Below are 16,041 nucleotides of genomic sequence, written 5' to 3' on the forward strand. Positions count from 1 at the left end.
TGGGACCGAAGGTCTACAGGTCCTGAACAAAGGAAGGCATCTCCCCATGACCACGCAAAGAATTTCCCGCCACAGATTCAGCAAACGGCTGCCGGCAGTCCTTGCCGTCGGCCTCGCCATGGTTGTTGGCCAGGGCCTCACCGCGCCGACGTCCGCCGCACCCGGACCGTCCTCGGGCCAGGCAATTGCCGGCTCCCGGACATCGGCGTTTGACGACGGCCGCTACATCGTGATGCTCAAGGACAAGCCCTTGGCCACCTATTCGGGCGGTGTGGCCGGGATACCCGGCACGGCCGTTCCGAAGGGCAAGAAGCTGAACCCCTCCGGGCCCAACTCGCGCAAATACGATGCGCACCTCCGGTCAAAGCAGCGGCAGGCGGCAGCAGCCAAGGGCGTGAGGATTGATGAGAGCTTCACCCTGGCTGTCAACGGCTTCAGCGCCGTTCTTTCGGCTGACCAGGCCAAAGGGCTCGCCGGTGACACCAGCGTGCTGGCCGTCGTCCCCGATGCCCTGCGCAAGCCGGATTACTCCAGCACCGATTTTCTCGGCCTTCCAGGCGGGGACGGCGTATGGCAGGACCAGTTCGGTGGCGAGGCGGATGCGGGCAAGGGCGTCGTAGTGGGCATGCTGGACACCGGATACTCCCCGGACAACCCGTTCTTCACCGGCGATCCGGTCGAGCCGCTCTCCGGAACTCCCAACGTCGGCGAACCGTACCATCTGCAGGGCAATGTCATCGCCATGCGCAAGGCCAATGGCGGGACGTTCGTGGGCGACTGCGTGAGCGGTGACGGATTCGACGGAACCGAGTGCAACAGCAAGGTGCTCGGCGCCCGGTTCTACGACAAGGCCTACAAAGCGGCCGTTCCGCCCGAACTGCGGTCTCCGCTTGAGCTGTTCTCCCCGATTGACGTAAACGGCCACGGCTCGCACACAGGCAGCACCGCCGCCGGAAACAGCGATGTCACCCAGACTGCCGGTGGACGTGACTTCGGGACGAGCTCGGGTGTTGCGCCGGCGGCGAAGATCGCGGTGTACAAGGTGTGCTGGGAAGGCTCGACCCCGGACACCACAGGATGCCTCGAATCTGACATTCTCAATGCCATCCAGGACGCCGTCCTTGACGGCGTGGATGTGCTGAACTACTCCATCTCCGGCAACAACAATTCAACGGTCGACGCCGTTTCACTCGCCTTCCTCAATGCCGCCGCAGCAGGGGTGTTCGTGGCGGCCTCGGCGGGCAACTCCGGCCCGATCGCCAGCACGGTGAACCATGCCGGCCCGTGGCTGACAAGCGTCGCCGCCTCCACGTTCGACAGCTCGCTCCGCGGAACGGCCGAATTGTCCAACGGTGCCAAGTTCGCCGGAGCGAGTGTGATGAGCGAGGAAGTGGCAGCGAAGCCGATTGCCCTGGCATTGGCCGTAAAAGCGGCCGCCGCCACTGATGCCGACGCTGCCCTGTGTGCCCCGAACGCACTGGATCCGGCCAAGGCCGCAGGGAAGATCGTGGTCTGCGACCGCGGCATTTTCCCGCGCACCGCCAAGAGCGATGAGGTCAAGCGCGCTGGCGGCGTTGGCATGGTGCTGGTCAACGTGACGCCGGGCTCGCTGGATACGGACCTGCACAGCGTTCCGACCGTGCACGTTGCTGACCCCAAGATCAAGGACGTGGTCGCGGCTAATCCGGGAATGACCGCCAGCCTCAAGGCCACCGACACGACAGGTGCTGCACTTCCGCCGGTACCGCAGATCGCTGAGTTCTCCTCCCGCGGTCCAACGCTGGCGTCCGACGGCGACCTGCTGAAGCCGGATGTCGCGGCGCCCGGTGTGGCCGTCCTGGCCGCCGTGTCGCCGATCGGCTTCAAGGGCGAGAACTTCGGGTTCCTGTCCGGCACCTCCATGGCTGCGCCGCACATCGCAGGATCCGGTGCGCTTCTGCTCGGCAAAAACCCGCAGTGGTCCCCGGCGGCCGTGAAGTCCGCCATCATGACCACCGCATACGACCTGGTCAACGCCGACGGTGCTGAGGTTCACGACGTCTTCGCCCAGGGCGCGGGCGAGGTGGATCCGTCAAAGTTCGCCTCGCCGGGCCTGGTTTACGACGCCGGGATCGCCGACTGGATGGGCTTCCTCCAGGGTCAGGGCATCGACTTGGGCGTAGCACCCGTGGCCGCAAAGGACGTCAACGTGCCGTCGGTTGCCCTCGGCGCCCTTGCCGGCAGTCAGACGGTCAAGCGCACGGTCACGGCGGTGAAGGGGGGAACCTACAGTGCCGCAGTCGACGTTCCGGGCATCAAGGCAACCGTGAGCCCCGCAGAGGTGACCCTGAAAGAAGGGGAGAGCGCCACCTTCACCATCACCTTCGCCACCGCCGGTGCCCCGCTGAATGCGTATGCCACCGGATCCCTGACGTGGACATCGTCCGATAACAGCGTGCGGTCTCCGGTGGCGGTGCGGCCGGTGGCCCCGTAGCCGCTGTCACCGTAGCCGCTGTCCAGCTGCCGGACACTTGGCTGGCGGGCACTTAACAAGGACGACGCCGGCACTCACCTCACGGGGTGAGTGCCGGCGTCGTGCGCTGTCCCGTTCTTGCGGGTCATCCCGTTGCCCGGCCTAATCCGGAGCTCAGCTCCGGGCGGCGCCGGTTGCGGCGATGAGGTCCATCATCGCGCGGTGCAGCGTCTCCACCTGTTCCCGCGTGAGGCCCAGCTTGGCCATCATGGTGCCGGGAACCGAGGTTGCCTGTTGACGCAGTGCTGCTCCGGCGGGGGTCAGCGCCACGGCCAGGGTCCGTTCGTTTCCCTCGACGCGGCGCCTCGAGATGAAACCGGCCGATTCCAGACGACGGAGGAGGGGGGAGATGGTGGCGGGCTCCTGGGCAAGTGCCTCGCTGATGTCACGGACTGAGCGGGGGCTGGATTCCCACAGGCACAGCATGACCAGGTACTGGGGGTGGGTTAGGCCCAGCCTCTCCAGGACCGGCTTGTAGGCGCCGACGACGCCGCGTGAGGCGACCGTCAGCGCGAAGCACAACTGGCGTTCCAGCAGAAGATCGTCCTCCACGGATTCGGCAGCGGCGTCGTGGACCGCTTCGTCGGCGGCCGGGTACGTTGCCGGGGCATTCCGGTTCCCTGTCATGAGCGTTCCTTCAATAGTTAGTGCACTAATAATTAGTGTATCGTTGATTCTGGCAGCAGCCTTCGAAATGGAGAAGTGGATACCGTGGCAAAAGAGAATGCTTCACAACGGTTCATGCGGGCAACCGGCAAGCTGAAGGCGATATTCGGCCCCGCGAACCGGAGTTCCCTGGTGCACGACATGACCGAGGAGAACCGCAGGCTGCTCGCCCAGCGCGAGGCCGAAACCCAGCAGTGGGAAACGGTCCACCGCCCGGACGGCAGCACCTACGTCGTGCCGCGCAATCCGGACGATAAGTCCCTCCGCTAGGCGCTGAAGAGGCCGGGGCCTTTTCGGCAGTCCCGGCGTAAAATGAGGGCACTGGCAGTTACGAAGAGCAGATGCTCGACCTTCGTTCAGGGAAGGAGGTGGGACTTGTGGCACATGTACTCGCTGGCTTTATGGACCTGACCGACAGGCTCCGGTTCGTATTCGGCCCTGCCACCCAAGGCGATTCCTCAGCGCCGGTGGTTCACATGCATGACGACTTCGAGCACGCCTCGGAAGACGATCTGGCGCAGTTTGAGGTCGAGACCGATTCCGAAGGCCATCACTACGCAGTGCGCAAGAGCGATCTCCAGTAGGGGGAAATCCTGAAACTTGCGCAGTGAACACGACGCATTGAACATGGCGCGCTCCACGGCGCATGACCAACGCGACTGCCGGCCTGGCTGAGCCAGACCGACAGTCGTTTTCTTGTGCCTGAAGCCTTTGGTTAGCGGCCTGTGCCGCCGTAGACCGTTGCCTCGTCTTCGCTGTCCAGGTCGAACGCCTTGTGGATGGCCCGGACGGCGTCGTCCAGCAGATCGGCGTGCGTCACCACAGAGATGCGGATTTCCGACGTGGAGATCATGTTGATGTTGATGCCAGCGTCGGACAGGGCCTTGAAGAACGCGGCCGAAACGCCCGGGTGGGAGCGCATGCCCGCGCCGATCAGCGAAAGCTTGCCGATCTGCTCGTTGTACTCAATGCTTTCGAAGCCGATCTCCGGCTCGGCCGCCCGGAGGGCCGCGAGGGCGTCTGCACCTTCCACGATGGGCAGCGTAAAGGAAATGTCCGTGCGGCCGGTCCCGTGCGTGGAGACGTTCTGGACAATCATGTCGATGTTCGAGTGCGCGTCCGCGATCACCTGGAAAATCGCGGCTGCCTTGCCGGGGATGTCCGGAACACCCACGACGGTGACCTTGGCTTCGGACCGGTCGTGTGCAACACCGGAGATGATTGGCTGCTCCAAGGCAACTCCCTCTTGAGTCTTGATTTTGTCGTCGGCGCCCGGCAGGACCCAGGTGCCTTCGTGCTGGCTGAATGAGGAACGGACGTGCAGCGGCACACCGAACCGGCGGGCGTACTCGACGCACCGCAGGTGGAGGATCTTGGCTCCCGACGCGGCCAGTTCCAGCATTTCCTCGCTGGAGATCCGGTCGATTTTCTGGGCGGATGGCACCACGCGCGGATCGGCGGTGTAGATTCCGTCCACGTCCGTGTAGATCTCGCAGACATCGGCGTCGAGGGCGGCCGCAAGGGCAACGGCGGTGGTGTCCGAGCCGCCGCGGCCCAGGGTAGTGATCTCGTTGGTGGTGCGGCTCATGCCCTGGAAGCCGGCAACGATGGCAATATGGCCCTTGTCGAGGGCCGTCCGGATGCGGTGCGGATCGACATCGATGATCCGGGCCTTGCCGTGGATGCCGTCGGTGATCATGCCGGCCTGGGAACCGGTGAAAGACTGGGCGGAGGCGCCGAACTTGTTGATGGCCATTGCCAGCAGCGCCATGGAAATGCGTTCGCCGGCGGAGAGCAGCATGTCCATCTCCCGGGCCGGAGCGGAATCGGTGACCTGCGCAGCGAGATCCAGCAGTTCGTCCGTGGTGTCGCCCATCGCAGAAACCACCACAACGACCTCATTGCCGGCTTTCTGCGCGTCGACAACGCGCTTGGCAACCCGCTTGACGCCCTCCGCGTCGGCCACCGAGGAGCCGCCGAACTTCTGCACGATGAGCTGGGCGGTGGCGGCCGGCTTAACGGCGAGCTCCTGCGGCTGCGGCTCGGTCTTCACATCGGTACTGGGCATACTCATGCGTGCACCTTCACTGGATCAATCGGAGTTCTGGAGGCCAGGCGGCCATGCGGCGCGGCGGCGTAACTGATGTGACCAGTTTATCGCCGCCCCCGGCGGGCGTTGAATTGTGACCCCGGACGGTCAGCTGAGGGCGTTGCGGCGGCCCTCGAAGGCCCGGCCGAGTGTCACTTCGTCGGCGTACTCGAGGTCGCCGCCTACCGGGAGGCCGGAAGCCAGCCGTGTCACTGCGATGCCGATCGACTTGAGCATCCGGGCAAGATACGTGGCCGTTGCTTCCCCCTCGAGGTTGGGGTCGGTGGCAATAATGATTTCCTGGATGGCGCCGTCGTTGAGGCGGGTCAGGAGTTCGCGGATCCGCAGCTGGTCGGGACCGATACCGGCGATGGGGTTTATCGCGCCGCCCAGCACATGGTATCTGCCCCGGAAAGAGCGGGTACGCTCCACCGCCAGGACATCCTTGGATTCTTCCACTACACAGATGACGGAGGGGTCCCGGCGCGGGTCCCGGCAGATGTTACAGAGCTCCTGCTCGGTCACGTTGCCGCAGGCCGTGCAGAACTTAACACGTTCCTTGACCGTGGTGATGGCATCCGCGAGGCGCTTCATGTCCTGGGGATCGGCCTCCAGAATGTGGAAGGCCAGCCGCTGGGCCGACTTTGGCCCGACGCCGGGCAGGCGTCCGAGCTCGTCGATCAGCTCTTGAACTGCACCCTCGTACACAACGTCCTCGATTACTTGGTTGGAAGATGGCCGCTAACCCGTGCCGCCGGCACGGCGCGACCGGCGACGGACAGCGGACGGAGCGGGCGGGCAGTCCGTTCTAATAACGGGGCACCAGCGGACTTCCGTCCAGTGACCGTTCCTCAATCAGCTTTCCGCCCAGAATACGCTCAACCGCGGCCCTGCCAAACACGCCGGACTCCTCGATGGTTTCGTCGTCCGCGCTGGGGATGTCCTGTACGTAGGACGCCACGGAGTCGGCCTTGCGGGCCGGTGCCTTCGCCCGCCCTGCTTCGGCTTCTGGGCTGTTCGACAGCCTCTGGTAGAGGCTGAGCTTTCCGCTGGCGGGAAGTACAGGTGCCGCCTCGGGCGACGTAGCCGGGACTGCCTCAGGGCGGGGCCGTGAAGCGGGCGCCGCGCTTGGCGCGAATGCAGTGGCGTGGGCTGCCGGAACCGGAGCGGACGCCATGGCATAGGCAGGAGCGAACGCTGGCGTGCCTGCTTCAGGCTCGGTGGATTGAGCCTGTGCCGGAACGTGGGCGTCGACCGCAGCCGGCGTGGACACCGAAGCGCCTGCCAGGACCGGTTCCGCCTGGACCGGTTCCGCCGGGGGCACCTGAGCCGTTGCCGGTTCATAGCGCGGTGCAGTTGTTGCTGGCGGCGTTTGCCCACTTCCATCCGCGGTTTCGCCCGAATACTTGCCCACATTGCTTTCGGAGCCAATGAGCCACACGCCGGGGGCCTGTTCCACGGCACGCGTCCAGGGGTCGCCGGAGTTATCGGGCACTGACTGGCGGTCAGTTTGGCCGGGTCCGTCCTTTTGTTCGGCGCGTTCAGCTGGTGCCGGGTGCCCAGTCGGTGCCGATACCGCGTCGGCAGCCTGGCGCGGCAGATCCTGCGACGACGGAGCATTGTGCTGCTGACGTTGGGGCGAAGGCTCCCAGTCCATGGGCGGTTCTTCGTCCAGGGGCGGGGCGTCCTCGTCGAGGGGCGGACCCCAGTCGTCGTCAGGGTAGGAGTAGGAGCCGCCCAGTCCGGCACCGGATTGCTGGCCAGCGTCGCCTGATGGCAGGCCATCTGATGACACGGCGTCTGATGACACGGCGTCGTCCGGTTGGCCGGCGTCGGCGGGCTGCAGCGAAGCGGTGGCCGCAGGAGCGGGCGAAGGCTGACTGCCGGTGCCGTGATCCGGGGCGGTTGGAGCGGGTGCCGGACCAGGGGGCGGCGTCCAGCCTGACCCGCCAGCAGGCGAGGCTGGTGGGGTTGAAGCCGACGACGGAACCACCGCGGAAGCCGCACCGGGCGAAACGGCCGATGCCGCTGCCGGCGCTTGCACCTGCCGCTCCGGTTCCCGCGCGGATTGAGGCGTGGCCGGGGTCAGCCCCCAGTCCGCATCCGCGGTGGTAGCCGGGATGTCCCGGCTAGTAGGCCCTTTTGGGTTTGGGTCAGAGCTCGCTGCGCTATTGGATCCGCCTGCCGTCGCAGTGATCTGGCAGTCGATGCCGATGGTCTTGTGGATGGCCTGCCGCAGGTTCTCGGAATGGTCGGCGCGCCCGAAGGCTCCCGCCAGCCCGGGCGTCGTGAAGACCAGCGTCAGCACCTGACCGTCGAACTGGCCAACCTGGGCGTTGGGCTCCACAAGCGCCCAGGTGCTGCGCTTGATTTTCGTGAGCGTCTGCAGGATCTCCGGCCATGCACGCCGCAGCACTTCGACGTCGGCGGCTGCACCCGCAGGCGCTGAAGCTGCTGCGCGAGGGGCAGTGGCCGGAGTTGCAGCAGGTGCTGAGGGCGCCGCTTCCGGGCGTGACTCCGCGGCGTGCGCAGGCGCGGCGCCGGAGGAGGGCGGGGCAGCCTGCGCGGGTTGAGCGGGTTCTTTTGGCTGGGCGTGCGGAACGGGCTCGCGTCCGGTGCCGGCAGCCGAATCGGAGGACGGCCTGCGGACGCCTGGCTGCGGTTCTTCCACCGGCCAGTCGCTGCTGCTGATCCGGGGTGCAGCGATGGTCTCCCGCTCTGCAGGCGTGCCGACCTGCGGGACAGCCGGTGGGTGGCTGCCTGGCGCTTGAGTGGCAGTCCCGGCGGTCGAAGGGGCCGGCGTCGTAGCGGGCGCGGGAACAGCGGCCGGTCGGGGAGCAGCGGCCGGTGCCAGGGGAGCAGCGGGCGCGGGAACAGTGGCCGGCGTCGCAGCGGGCGCGGGAGCAGTGGCCGGGGGAGCAGTGGCCGCCGGAGCGCCGACGTCGTTCCCTGCGTAATTGAGTCTGCGCTCCACGCGGTCGATCCGCGCCGCAATGCCGCGTTCGGTCTGTTCCGAACTGGGCAGCAGGATGCGGGCGCAAAGCAGCTCGAGGTGCAGCCGCGGGGAGGTGGCGCCGGTCATCTCCGTCAGGGCGGTGTTGGTGACGTCGGCTGCCCGCGACAGTTCGGCGGCGCCCAAGTTGTGCGCCTGGTTCTGCATCCGCGCGATCTGGTCGGCCGGCGTGCCCCGAAGGATGGACTGTGCGCTTTCCGGCATGGCCTGGACGATGATGAGGTCCCGGAAGCGTTCCAGGAGGTCTTCGACGAAGCGGCGGGGATCATGCCCGGTCTGAATGACACGGTCCACCGCCCGGAAAACGGTCGCGGAATCGGAGGCGGCAATGGCCTCAACCACATCGTCCAAGAGCGAAGCGTGGGTGTAGCCAAGGAGCGCGACGGCGAGCTCGTAGTCCAGGCCGTCGGGTCCGGCTCCGGCCATGAGCTGGTCAAGAACCGACAGCGAATCCCTGACAGAGCCTGCGCCCGCGCGGATGACCAGAGACAGCACGCCTGGCGCCACGGGAACGTTTTCCTGCTTGCAGAGCAGCTCGAGGTACGCCATCAGCGGTTCCGGCGGCACCAGCCGGAAGGGATAGTGGTGCGTGCGGGACCGGATGGTTCCGATGACCTTGTCCGGCTCGGTGGTGGCAAAGATGAATTTGATGTGTTCCGGCGGCTCTTCAACGATTTTCAGCAGGGCGTTGAAGCCTGCCGAGGTGACCATGTGGGCTTCGTCGATGATGAAGATCTTGTAGCGATCCCGAACGGGGGCGTAGGTAGCCCGCTCCCGGAGGTCCCGGGCATCGTCAACACCGCCGTGGCTGGCGGCGTCGATCTCGATCACGTCGAGTGATCCTGAGCCGCCGCGGGCCAGTTCAATGCAGCTGGGGCACACGCCGCAGGGGGTGTCTGTGGGACCTTCCGCGCAGTTGAGGCAGCGGGCCAGGATGCGGGCCGAAGTGGTCTTGCCGCAGCCGCGCGGTCCGGAGAAAAGGTAGGCGTGGTTCACGCGGTTTTTGCGCAGGGCCGTCATGAGCGGCTCCGTGACATGTTCCTGCCCGATAACGTCCGCGAACGAATCGGGGCGGTACCTACGGTAAAGGGCGGTAGTAACAGTCACAGAGAAAACCCTACCAATCGGGACTGACATAAAAGACCCCCCATGCACCCGCCAGAGCCCGTCTACCCTTGCTACCTTCCGGTCCTGGGGGAGTTCAACAGGATGACGCCACATGAGGGGCCGTCAGACAGTTTACCCGAAGTTTCGGCGTGCCCCGAATCGGCCCGGGAGCGCCCCCACGCCGGCTACCGATGCCCGTTCACCGGCCAGGTCATGAACGCCGGTTCCTCGTAGGGGTGGGCCGCCCGCAGTGCACGTACGACGGCGTCGAGCACGGCATCATCCACCACGCACTCGATCCGGTGTTCAGGCACCATCTCCTGCACACCTTCCGTGCCGAGAAACGGCCGGGAGCCGCTCAGGGGCGTGAACCGCCCCGTTCCCGGCGACGTGAAAGAGCAATGCGAATAGTGGCCAAGCCGCCCGGCACCCGCGTCCCCGACGGCGGCCATCAGGGCCTCGGCATGTGACTCGGGAACATACACGACAAGGGCGTGGAGCTGCGACATGACACCCATCCTGCCAGCCGCGTACCGGCCCGTCACGGCCGAACAACCACGGCGAAAAATAGGGCCCAATCCACTCAATTGGGCGATGCCGGAAAGTTCGGGTATTCTAGTATCTGCTTTTGATTCAGAAGCAACTGGAGAATTCGCCTAGCGGCCTATGGCGCACGCCTGGAACGCGTGTTGGGTTAACGCCCTCGGGGGTTCAAATCCCCCATTCTCCGCCATCGTAAACCCCGGTTCTGACATTGTCGGAACCGGGGTTTCGTGTATTCGGGCTTCCCTCCCAAATTACGGAGCTCCCAGCTTTCGGATCCGCTGCCGGGCGGCGCGCTCGCTCGGACTCATCCGGCCCAGCGCCAGGCGCACGACGGCGAGAGTCGCGCTGGTAGCCAGCTTCACCGGGAGGGGCAGCGGGCCAAGACGCGCCTGCCGCAGTCCCAGCATCTCGCGGTATTGGGGTTCCAGGCTGAGCACCGCTCCTTGGAAAAGCACCCGGTATCCGGGCTTCAGGGAGGGGTGCAACGGCGGATTCCGAATGAAGGCCACGGTCTCGGCAACCCTCTGGTCCGCGCGCAAAGCGCCCGTTGCAAACCACGCGTCCAGCTCCCGTTTCAGCTCGGTCTCGCTGAGGGGTGGAGAATTGATGCCCATCAGCCGGCCTGCCTGCGCCCACTCACGGACGTAGGCATCGGGTCCGCCCGGAATGGGGCCGCCCCACCTCTTGTGTGCCTCCAGAAACGAATCGACGAAGGTGACGTGCACCCAGGTGAGCAGCTCAGGATCGTTGGCCGAATAGTCCCGGGCGGCGCCCGTCCCGTCCACGTACGTTCCGCGAACTGACTCGTGAATACGGAGCACGGAGCTGGTCGCAGCCTGTGCATCGGCCGTGGACCCGTAAGCGACGGCGTGGATCCAGCGGGTTGTCCGGGCGAGGCGGCCCAGGGCGTCCTCGCGGAATCTGGAGTGGTCGTGGACCCCGGCGAGGACGCCAGGATGAAGCGACTGCATGAGCAGTGCCCGGATTCCTGCGACCAGGGTGGGCATGCCCCTGTGGACAGCCCAGACGGCGGATCCCGGCAGGAAATAGCCGGCGTCGTCGCCCTCGGCGAACAGCTGCATCCATTCCGGCGGCGCGTCAGGGCTTCCCGTGAGGGTCCGCTTAACTTCTGCCTGCCATTCCCTGGGGAAGTTGCGCATGTTCTATTCTCGCGCACCCGGCCTGGGCCCCCTAAACCTATATTGGGCCGGTGCTTACCCCCCGTTTTAGGGGGTTTCCCCCTGCTCGTGCCTGTGGCCACAATGGAGGACGCGCTCGTCGAGACAGGAGTTTGACGGGTCCAATTTCAGGAGAATTCTGTGGCAGCTCATGGGGGATACCGACACGCACCGAGGGTAAACGGCCCGGGCCGGATTGCCTTGCGGAGCCTTTCCGCTGCGGTGGTCGTGGGGTTCTCCGTCTTCGCCTTCGGATTCCAGGGACCGTCCGGTCCGGTCCCGCAGCCTGCTGCGGCCACCATCGCACTGACGCCTCCCTCGGGCACAGTAGGCCCGGCGCTGCTTGACCCGGACAGCGTCCCCGACGGGCATGAAGTGGACGGGGCAGCCGCCGACTCCGCTGCAAAAATACCTTCCGGCCGGACACCCGGGGGCAGTTCTGCCCGTGGTGCGTCGGCAAAAACCGGCGCCAAACCGCAGACACCCGGAGTCGCGTCGACGGTTCTGAAGCGTCCCGGCAAGGGCTTCCTCATGGCTCCGCTCGAAGACCTGGTTCCGAGCTCACCGTTCGGGCTGCGTCACAATCCCCTGACCGGGGAGGCCGGAGAATTCCACTGGGGCCAGGACTTCGCCGCCGCCTGTGGAACCCGGGTCTATGCTGCCGACTCCGGCGTGGTCCGGGCGGCCGGTTGGCACCCGTGGGGCGGCGGCAACAGGGTTGAGATCGACCATGGAAATGGCCTGATCACAACGTACAACCACCTGCGGGGCATCGCCGTGGAGAAGGGCGATCACGTCCGCGTCGGTGAGGTGATTGCCGAGGTCGGTACCACCGGATCCTCCACCGGATGCCACCTGCACTTCGAAGTCATCAAGGACGGGCAGCACGAGGATCCGATGAAGTGGACCTTCCTGCCCATCCGGCAGGTCGCGTCCCTGAAGCCTGGCGTTATGGCCAGCTTCGACCCCGACGCGCCGAGCATGGCAGGCTGGACGATTCCCTTCCTTGACGGAAGCACGGACGACGGCGGCACCTCACCGGCTGTTTCGGCGGTGGGCAGCGACCCGAAGCCGAGTGCCGTCGCGAGGTCTTCGCGGCCTTCCCTGCTCACCAGTTCGTCATCGCAAGAAGTTGTCGCAACGCCGAGCCCCCGTGTGACGCCCAAACCGGATGTTGTCACCAGGCCGGCCGCCCCCGCGGTGACGCCCAAGCCGACACCAAAACCAACGCCGACTCCAACCCCAACGCCTGTGCCACCGCCAACCCCGACTCCAACCCCCACCCCGGTGCCAATCCCGACGCCGGAACCGGCGCTCCCACCGACGCCTGAACCGGCACCGCAACCGACTCCGGTCCCGCCTGTAGACCCGGCCCCGGAAACACCTCCGGCTGATCCGGCGCCTCCCGCGGATCCGCTGCCTCCCGCAGAGTCAGTGCCCACACCCCTGACGGAACCAGCGCCTACGCCGGCTCCAACGCCGACCGAGCCGCCAACTCCGACGCCGACGGAGCCGCCGGCCCCGACGCCGTCAGCAGCAGTCGATTCCGCGGCTGATCCAAGTGTTGTCACAAAAGAAGCCCCTGCGGATGCGCCCGCAGGAACTGAAGCTGCCGTGACGGCGGATCCCACCGCCGCGCCGTAATCGCGCGGCAGGGTTCGCCGTCCGGCTCCAGCCGGTAAGGAGGTCGAAGGAATGCAGCGGCTGCAATTACCGTTGTCATTAATATCAACCATGCGACCGGCCAGAGAGCACCATGTAACTTCCCTCCCCACGATTCCGCCGACACTCAATGACGGAACCGTCATTGATTTTGGACGCTTTACAGGGAACACAGTGCCTGTTGGCTTCGGTGTCACAGTCCCGCTGACCGCCTGGACAGATCTCGATGGCCAGGAACAGCACCCCGCGAACAGCGAGTTGACCAAATCCAAGAAGAGCATTCTGCCTTGCACGGCGCGGTGGAACCCCTGGAAGTTCCGCATGAACCAAGCTGTGAAGGTGGAGATGTGGGGCGGCTCGCCCCCGCCGTTGATCCGGCGTGACCGGACCTCCGGCAAACCCAAGAAAGCGGCCATCGCATGATGACCGCCAATATGAAACGAAAGCGAGGAGCGTTAGCCAAGAAGCGGCAGGCATCGTAATTTTTCAACATGCCAACTTCAGTTTCCCCAAAGTTTGCTTTTTATCTGGTTGGATGGAGCGTACTGAGAGGGAACACTGGAGGCGCCCGCTTCCTAACTACCGCGAAGGCAGCAATGGAGCTCATCGAGGCCGAGCACCCCAGGCCACGTCATTTTCTACTCCACCTGAGTGACCCCCACCTGTTGGGAGGTCCGGACCCCCTTTACGGCGCAGTTGACAGCGAAGCGCGCCTAATTCAGCTATTCGACGAGGTCCAGGCATCAGGCGCTCGTCCGGAAGCCGTCATTTTCACCGGCGACCTGGCGGACAAGGGAGACCCCGAGGCTTACGCCAAACTCCGCGCGATCGTTGAACCGGCGTGCGGGGATCTGGGCGCCAAGGTCATCTGGGCAATGGGTAACCACGACAACCGCGCCAATTTCCGGGCCGGTCTGCTGGACCAGCCGGGGAATGATGACCCCGTGGACCACAGCTATTACGTCAACGGCCTGCGAGTCATCACCATGGACACTTCCGTGCCGGGATTCCACCACGGCGAGCTCAGCGGCGACCAGCTGGACTGGCTGGCCGCGCAGCTGGAAACCCCGGCCCCGGACGGCACCATCCTGGCGCTGCATCATCCGCCGGTGCCCTCGGTGCTTGACCTGTCCGTGCTCGTGGAGCTTCGCGACCAGGCCGCCCTGGCTGCCGTGGTCCGCAACTCGGACGTGCGGACCATTCTGGCAGGGCACCTTCACTATTCCACCACTGCAACCTTCGCCGGTATCCCGGTGTCGGTGGCCTCGGCCACGTGTTACACCCAGGACTTGAACGTCCCTGTGGGAGGCACCCGCGGCCGTGACGGCGGGCAGGCCTTTAACCTGGTGCACGTGTACGAGCACACCATCGTCCATTCGGTGGTGCCGCTGGGCGCGGCGCCCACGGTGGGGGAATACGTCAGCCCCGAAGAATCCGAGCGGCGCCTCGTGGCCGCCGGAGTCCGCATCCCCGAGCATGCCAAGCGCCCGGTCCTGACCGCAAAGTCCTAGCCCCAGGGGCCTGACATCGAGGCGGCAGGTCTGCCGCGGCGACGCAATCGCCGCGGCAGGCCCTTACTTGTCCCAGCCCTTACTTCTCCCAGGGTGCCTTGATGGGGTAAAACTTCTCCAGGAAGTCGGTGACGAGCTCGGCCCGCTCCTCGGCCGGAACCTCTGGGAAGCTGCCGTCATTGAGGCAGAAGAAGTCCATGTTGCGCTTAGCCAGCAGCTTGGGCAGATAGTTCAACCCCGCCCGGAGGGTCGTGTCCACGTACCTGACCTTGGCCGCTGTCTGGGTGACAGCACGGCCGGTGAGCAGCGCGTAGTAGTGGTAGAAGGAATTGGTCACGGAGATGTTGTCCGCCGCGCGGAAGGTGCTGGCCGCAGTCTTGGCGAATTCATTAGGGAACTCCTGCTCCATCTGGGCCACCACGCTGCGCCTGAGGGGCGCGGCGGAGTGCTCCAGGTGGCGCGTGGTGATCCGGCCAAAGCGGTTCCACAACAGCTTCCGGTTCACCCTGGCGGCATTCTCGAAGCCGCTGCGCTCGGCTGCGTTGTCCCCGAGCCCGATCCGGGTCTCGGCCTCGATGAACTTGGTGATCCCGCCCGGGGTGAAGAACATGTCCGGCCCCACAGGACGCCCGAAGAACATGTCGTCGTTGGAGTACAGGAAATGCTCTGAAAGACCCTCGATGTGGTGCAGCTGGCATTCCACGGCCTGGGAATTGTGAGTAGGGAGCACGGACGGATCGGCGAAGAACTCTTCGCTCCGGACAATCGTCACGGACGGGTGGTCCGCCAGCCATTCGGGCGCGGGGGAGTCCGTAGCTATGAAGATGCGGCGGATCCACGGCGCGAACATGTAGACGGACCGGAGTGCGTACTTCAGCTCGTTGATCTGCCGGTACCGCGCTTCGTGGTCGTCACCCTCACCGAGGACAGCGCCGGTCTGCCGCGCCCTGCGGGCTGCGATGTACTCCGGAGAACTGCCGTCTACCCACGAGAAAACCAGGTCGATGTCGAAGCTGATGTCGCTCGCGTGATCAGCGAACATGTTCTCGATGGTGGGCCAGGTGTGGCCATAGCGTTCAACGGTTCCCCGCACGGCGTCCTGCGTCAGCATGGTGCGGCGCGTCAGCGAGTTCTCGATCGGCAGGATGAGCTGGTCGCCCTCGAAGCTCCAGAGCTCCACCTGCACGCCTGCGGAGGCGCCGAACTCGAAACCGCCGTTCGGCTCCACCCGGGGCCTGTACAAGCGGAAGATCCTCGCCTGACGGTTGGTGGAAAGTTCACCGTCCGCCACGAGCACGGAGGTCTTCTTCTTGGCGTCCACGGTCATGGAGTAGAACGGCTCGTTGCGGCACGCCTCAACCAGGGCGGCCCGCAGCTTCTTGCGGTTCTTCCAGTCCAGGGCGATCACAGGGCGGTCGTTGTTGCCCCGGACCAGCAGGTAATCCAGGCTGGCGCCTGCCAGCACCGTCCGCAGGAAGAGCAGGTCCTCCACCATGGCCTGGTAGGGCGTGCGGTTCTGGTTGATCAGTGCATACCGGCCAGAGCGACGGACCACGTCAGGGCGGTGCTTGAGGCGCGCAACAGCGGCCGGCGACGTTACTTCCGCAAGCACCGGGACATCCTCGGAAGTCTGTCCGCCGTAATAGATGTCGTCCTGAACCGTTACGTCTGTAATGGGGATTCTCCGTGCTGCTAGGGGATGGGCTCTTACTTGCATGATAGTCCTGCCAAAAAACTGCAGGAGAACAGTGCCGCCG

Annotated in this window: 13 protein-coding genes, 1 tRNA gene and 1 other RNA gene; 7 read left to right on the forward strand and 8 right to left on the reverse strand. The window is 65.5% G+C overall.

Annotation, left to right across the window (positions count from 1 at the left end; genetic code table 11):
- The first annotated feature begins 46 nt into the window (after positions 1-46).
- On the forward strand, positions 47-2,473 hold the full coding sequence (locus LQ144_RS10890) for a S8 family serine peptidase (RefSeq protein WP_230118720.1): 2,427 nt from the start codon (positions 47-49) through the stop codon (positions 2,471-2,473).
- 153 nt (positions 2,474-2,626) lie between these two features.
- Here LQ144_RS10890 and LQ144_RS10895 read toward each other — a convergent pair whose 3' ends face one another.
- Positions 2,627-3,139, reverse strand: coding sequence for a MarR family transcriptional regulator (locus tag LQ144_RS10895; protein WP_230118721.1), 513 nt, complete (start codon positions 3,137-3,139; stop codon positions 2,627-2,629).
- Between the two features lie 84 nt (positions 3,140-3,223).
- On the opposite strand from LQ144_RS10895, the gene LQ144_RS10900 reads away from it, so the two are divergent.
- Together LQ144_RS10900 and LQ144_RS10905 are read left to right on the forward strand one after the other, a co-directional pair.
- Positions 3,224-3,448 (forward strand): hypothetical protein, encoded by a 225-nt coding sequence (locus LQ144_RS10900; RefSeq protein WP_230118722.1) that lies wholly within the window; start codon positions 3,224-3,226, stop codon positions 3,446-3,448.
- Positions 3,449-3,555: 107 nt separating this feature from the next.
- Positions 3,556-3,762, forward strand: a complete 207-nt coding sequence (locus LQ144_RS10905; protein ID WP_230118723.1) for a hypothetical protein — start codon at positions 3,556-3,558, stop codon at positions 3,760-3,762.
- Positions 3,763-3,893: 131 nt separating this feature from the next.
- On the opposite strand, the gene LQ144_RS10910 is transcribed toward LQ144_RS10905, so the two are convergent.
- The 5 genes from LQ144_RS10910 to LQ144_RS10930 all read right to left on the reverse strand — a co-directional run bounded on the left by LQ144_RS10910 (position 3,894) and on the right by LQ144_RS10930 (position 9,896).
- Entirely contained in the window at positions 3,894-5,252 is a 1,359-nt protein-coding gene (locus LQ144_RS10910; protein ID WP_230118724.1) for an aspartate kinase, read from the reverse strand.
- Positions 5,253-5,375: 123 nt separating this feature from the next.
- Positions 5,376-5,975 (reverse strand): recombination mediator RecR, encoded by a 600-nt coding sequence (gene recR / locus LQ144_RS10915; RefSeq protein WP_230118725.1) that lies wholly within the window; start codon positions 5,973-5,975, stop codon positions 5,376-5,378.
- A 100-nt stretch (positions 5,976-6,075) separates the two neighbouring features.
- Positions 6,076-9,417, reverse strand: coding sequence for a DNA polymerase III subunit gamma and tau (locus LQ144_RS10920; protein ID WP_230118726.1), 3,342 nt, complete (start codon positions 9,415-9,417; stop codon positions 6,076-6,078).
- Positions 9,416-9,512: signal recognition particle sRNA small type (gene ffs, locus LQ144_RS10925), an RNA gene on the reverse strand. The genes LQ144_RS10920 and ffs overlap by 2 nt, the downstream gene beginning before the upstream one ends.
- A gap of 60 nt (positions 9,513-9,572) precedes the next feature.
- Complete coding sequence (locus LQ144_RS10930) at positions 9,573-9,896, reverse strand: hypothetical protein (RefSeq protein ID WP_230118727.1); 324 nt, start codon at positions 9,894-9,896, stop codon at positions 9,573-9,575.
- Between the two features lie 136 nt (positions 9,897-10,032).
- On the opposite strand from LQ144_RS10930, the gene LQ144_RS10935 reads away from it, so the two are divergent.
- Positions 10,033-10,120 (forward strand) — tRNA-Ser (locus tag LQ144_RS10935).
- A gap of 64 nt (positions 10,121-10,184) precedes the next feature.
- On the opposite strand, the gene LQ144_RS10940 is transcribed toward LQ144_RS10935, so the two are convergent.
- Positions 10,185-11,093 (reverse strand): oxygenase MpaB family protein, encoded by a 909-nt coding sequence (locus LQ144_RS10940; RefSeq protein WP_230118728.1) that lies wholly within the window; start codon positions 11,091-11,093, stop codon positions 10,185-10,187.
- Positions 11,094-11,312: 219 nt separating this feature from the next.
- Here LQ144_RS10940 and LQ144_RS10945 point away from each other — a divergent pair, with 219 nt between their 5' ends.
- The 3 genes from LQ144_RS10945 to LQ144_RS10955 all read left to right on the forward strand — a co-directional run bounded on the left by LQ144_RS10945 (position 11,313) and on the right by LQ144_RS10955 (position 14,284).
- Complete coding sequence (locus LQ144_RS10945; RefSeq protein WP_230118729.1) at positions 11,313-12,755, forward strand: M23 family metallopeptidase; 1,443 nt, start codon at positions 11,313-11,315, stop codon at positions 12,753-12,755.
- A 51-nt stretch (positions 12,756-12,806) separates the two neighbouring features.
- Positions 12,807-13,196, forward strand: a complete 390-nt coding sequence (locus tag LQ144_RS10950) for a hypothetical protein (protein WP_230118730.1) — start codon at positions 12,807-12,809, stop codon at positions 13,194-13,196.
- Between the two features lie 173 nt (positions 13,197-13,369).
- Positions 13,370-14,284 (forward strand): phosphodiesterase, encoded by a 915-nt coding sequence (locus LQ144_RS10955; RefSeq protein WP_230118731.1) that lies wholly within the window; start codon positions 13,370-13,372, stop codon positions 14,282-14,284.
- A 79-nt stretch (positions 14,285-14,363) separates the two neighbouring features.
- Here the strand turns inward: LQ144_RS10955 and LQ144_RS10960 are convergent, their stop codons facing one another.
- Positions 14,364-16,001: a stealth family protein gene (locus LQ144_RS10960; protein WP_230118732.1), complete on the reverse strand. Its 1,638-nt coding sequence runs from the start codon at positions 15,999-16,001 to the stop codon at positions 14,364-14,366.
- Positions 16,002-16,041: the final 40 nt, after the last annotated feature.

Source organism: Arthrobacter sp. Bi83, from assembly GCF_918698095.1.
Taxonomy (GTDB): domain Bacteria; phylum Actinomycetota; class Actinomycetes; order Actinomycetales; family Micrococcaceae; genus Arthrobacter.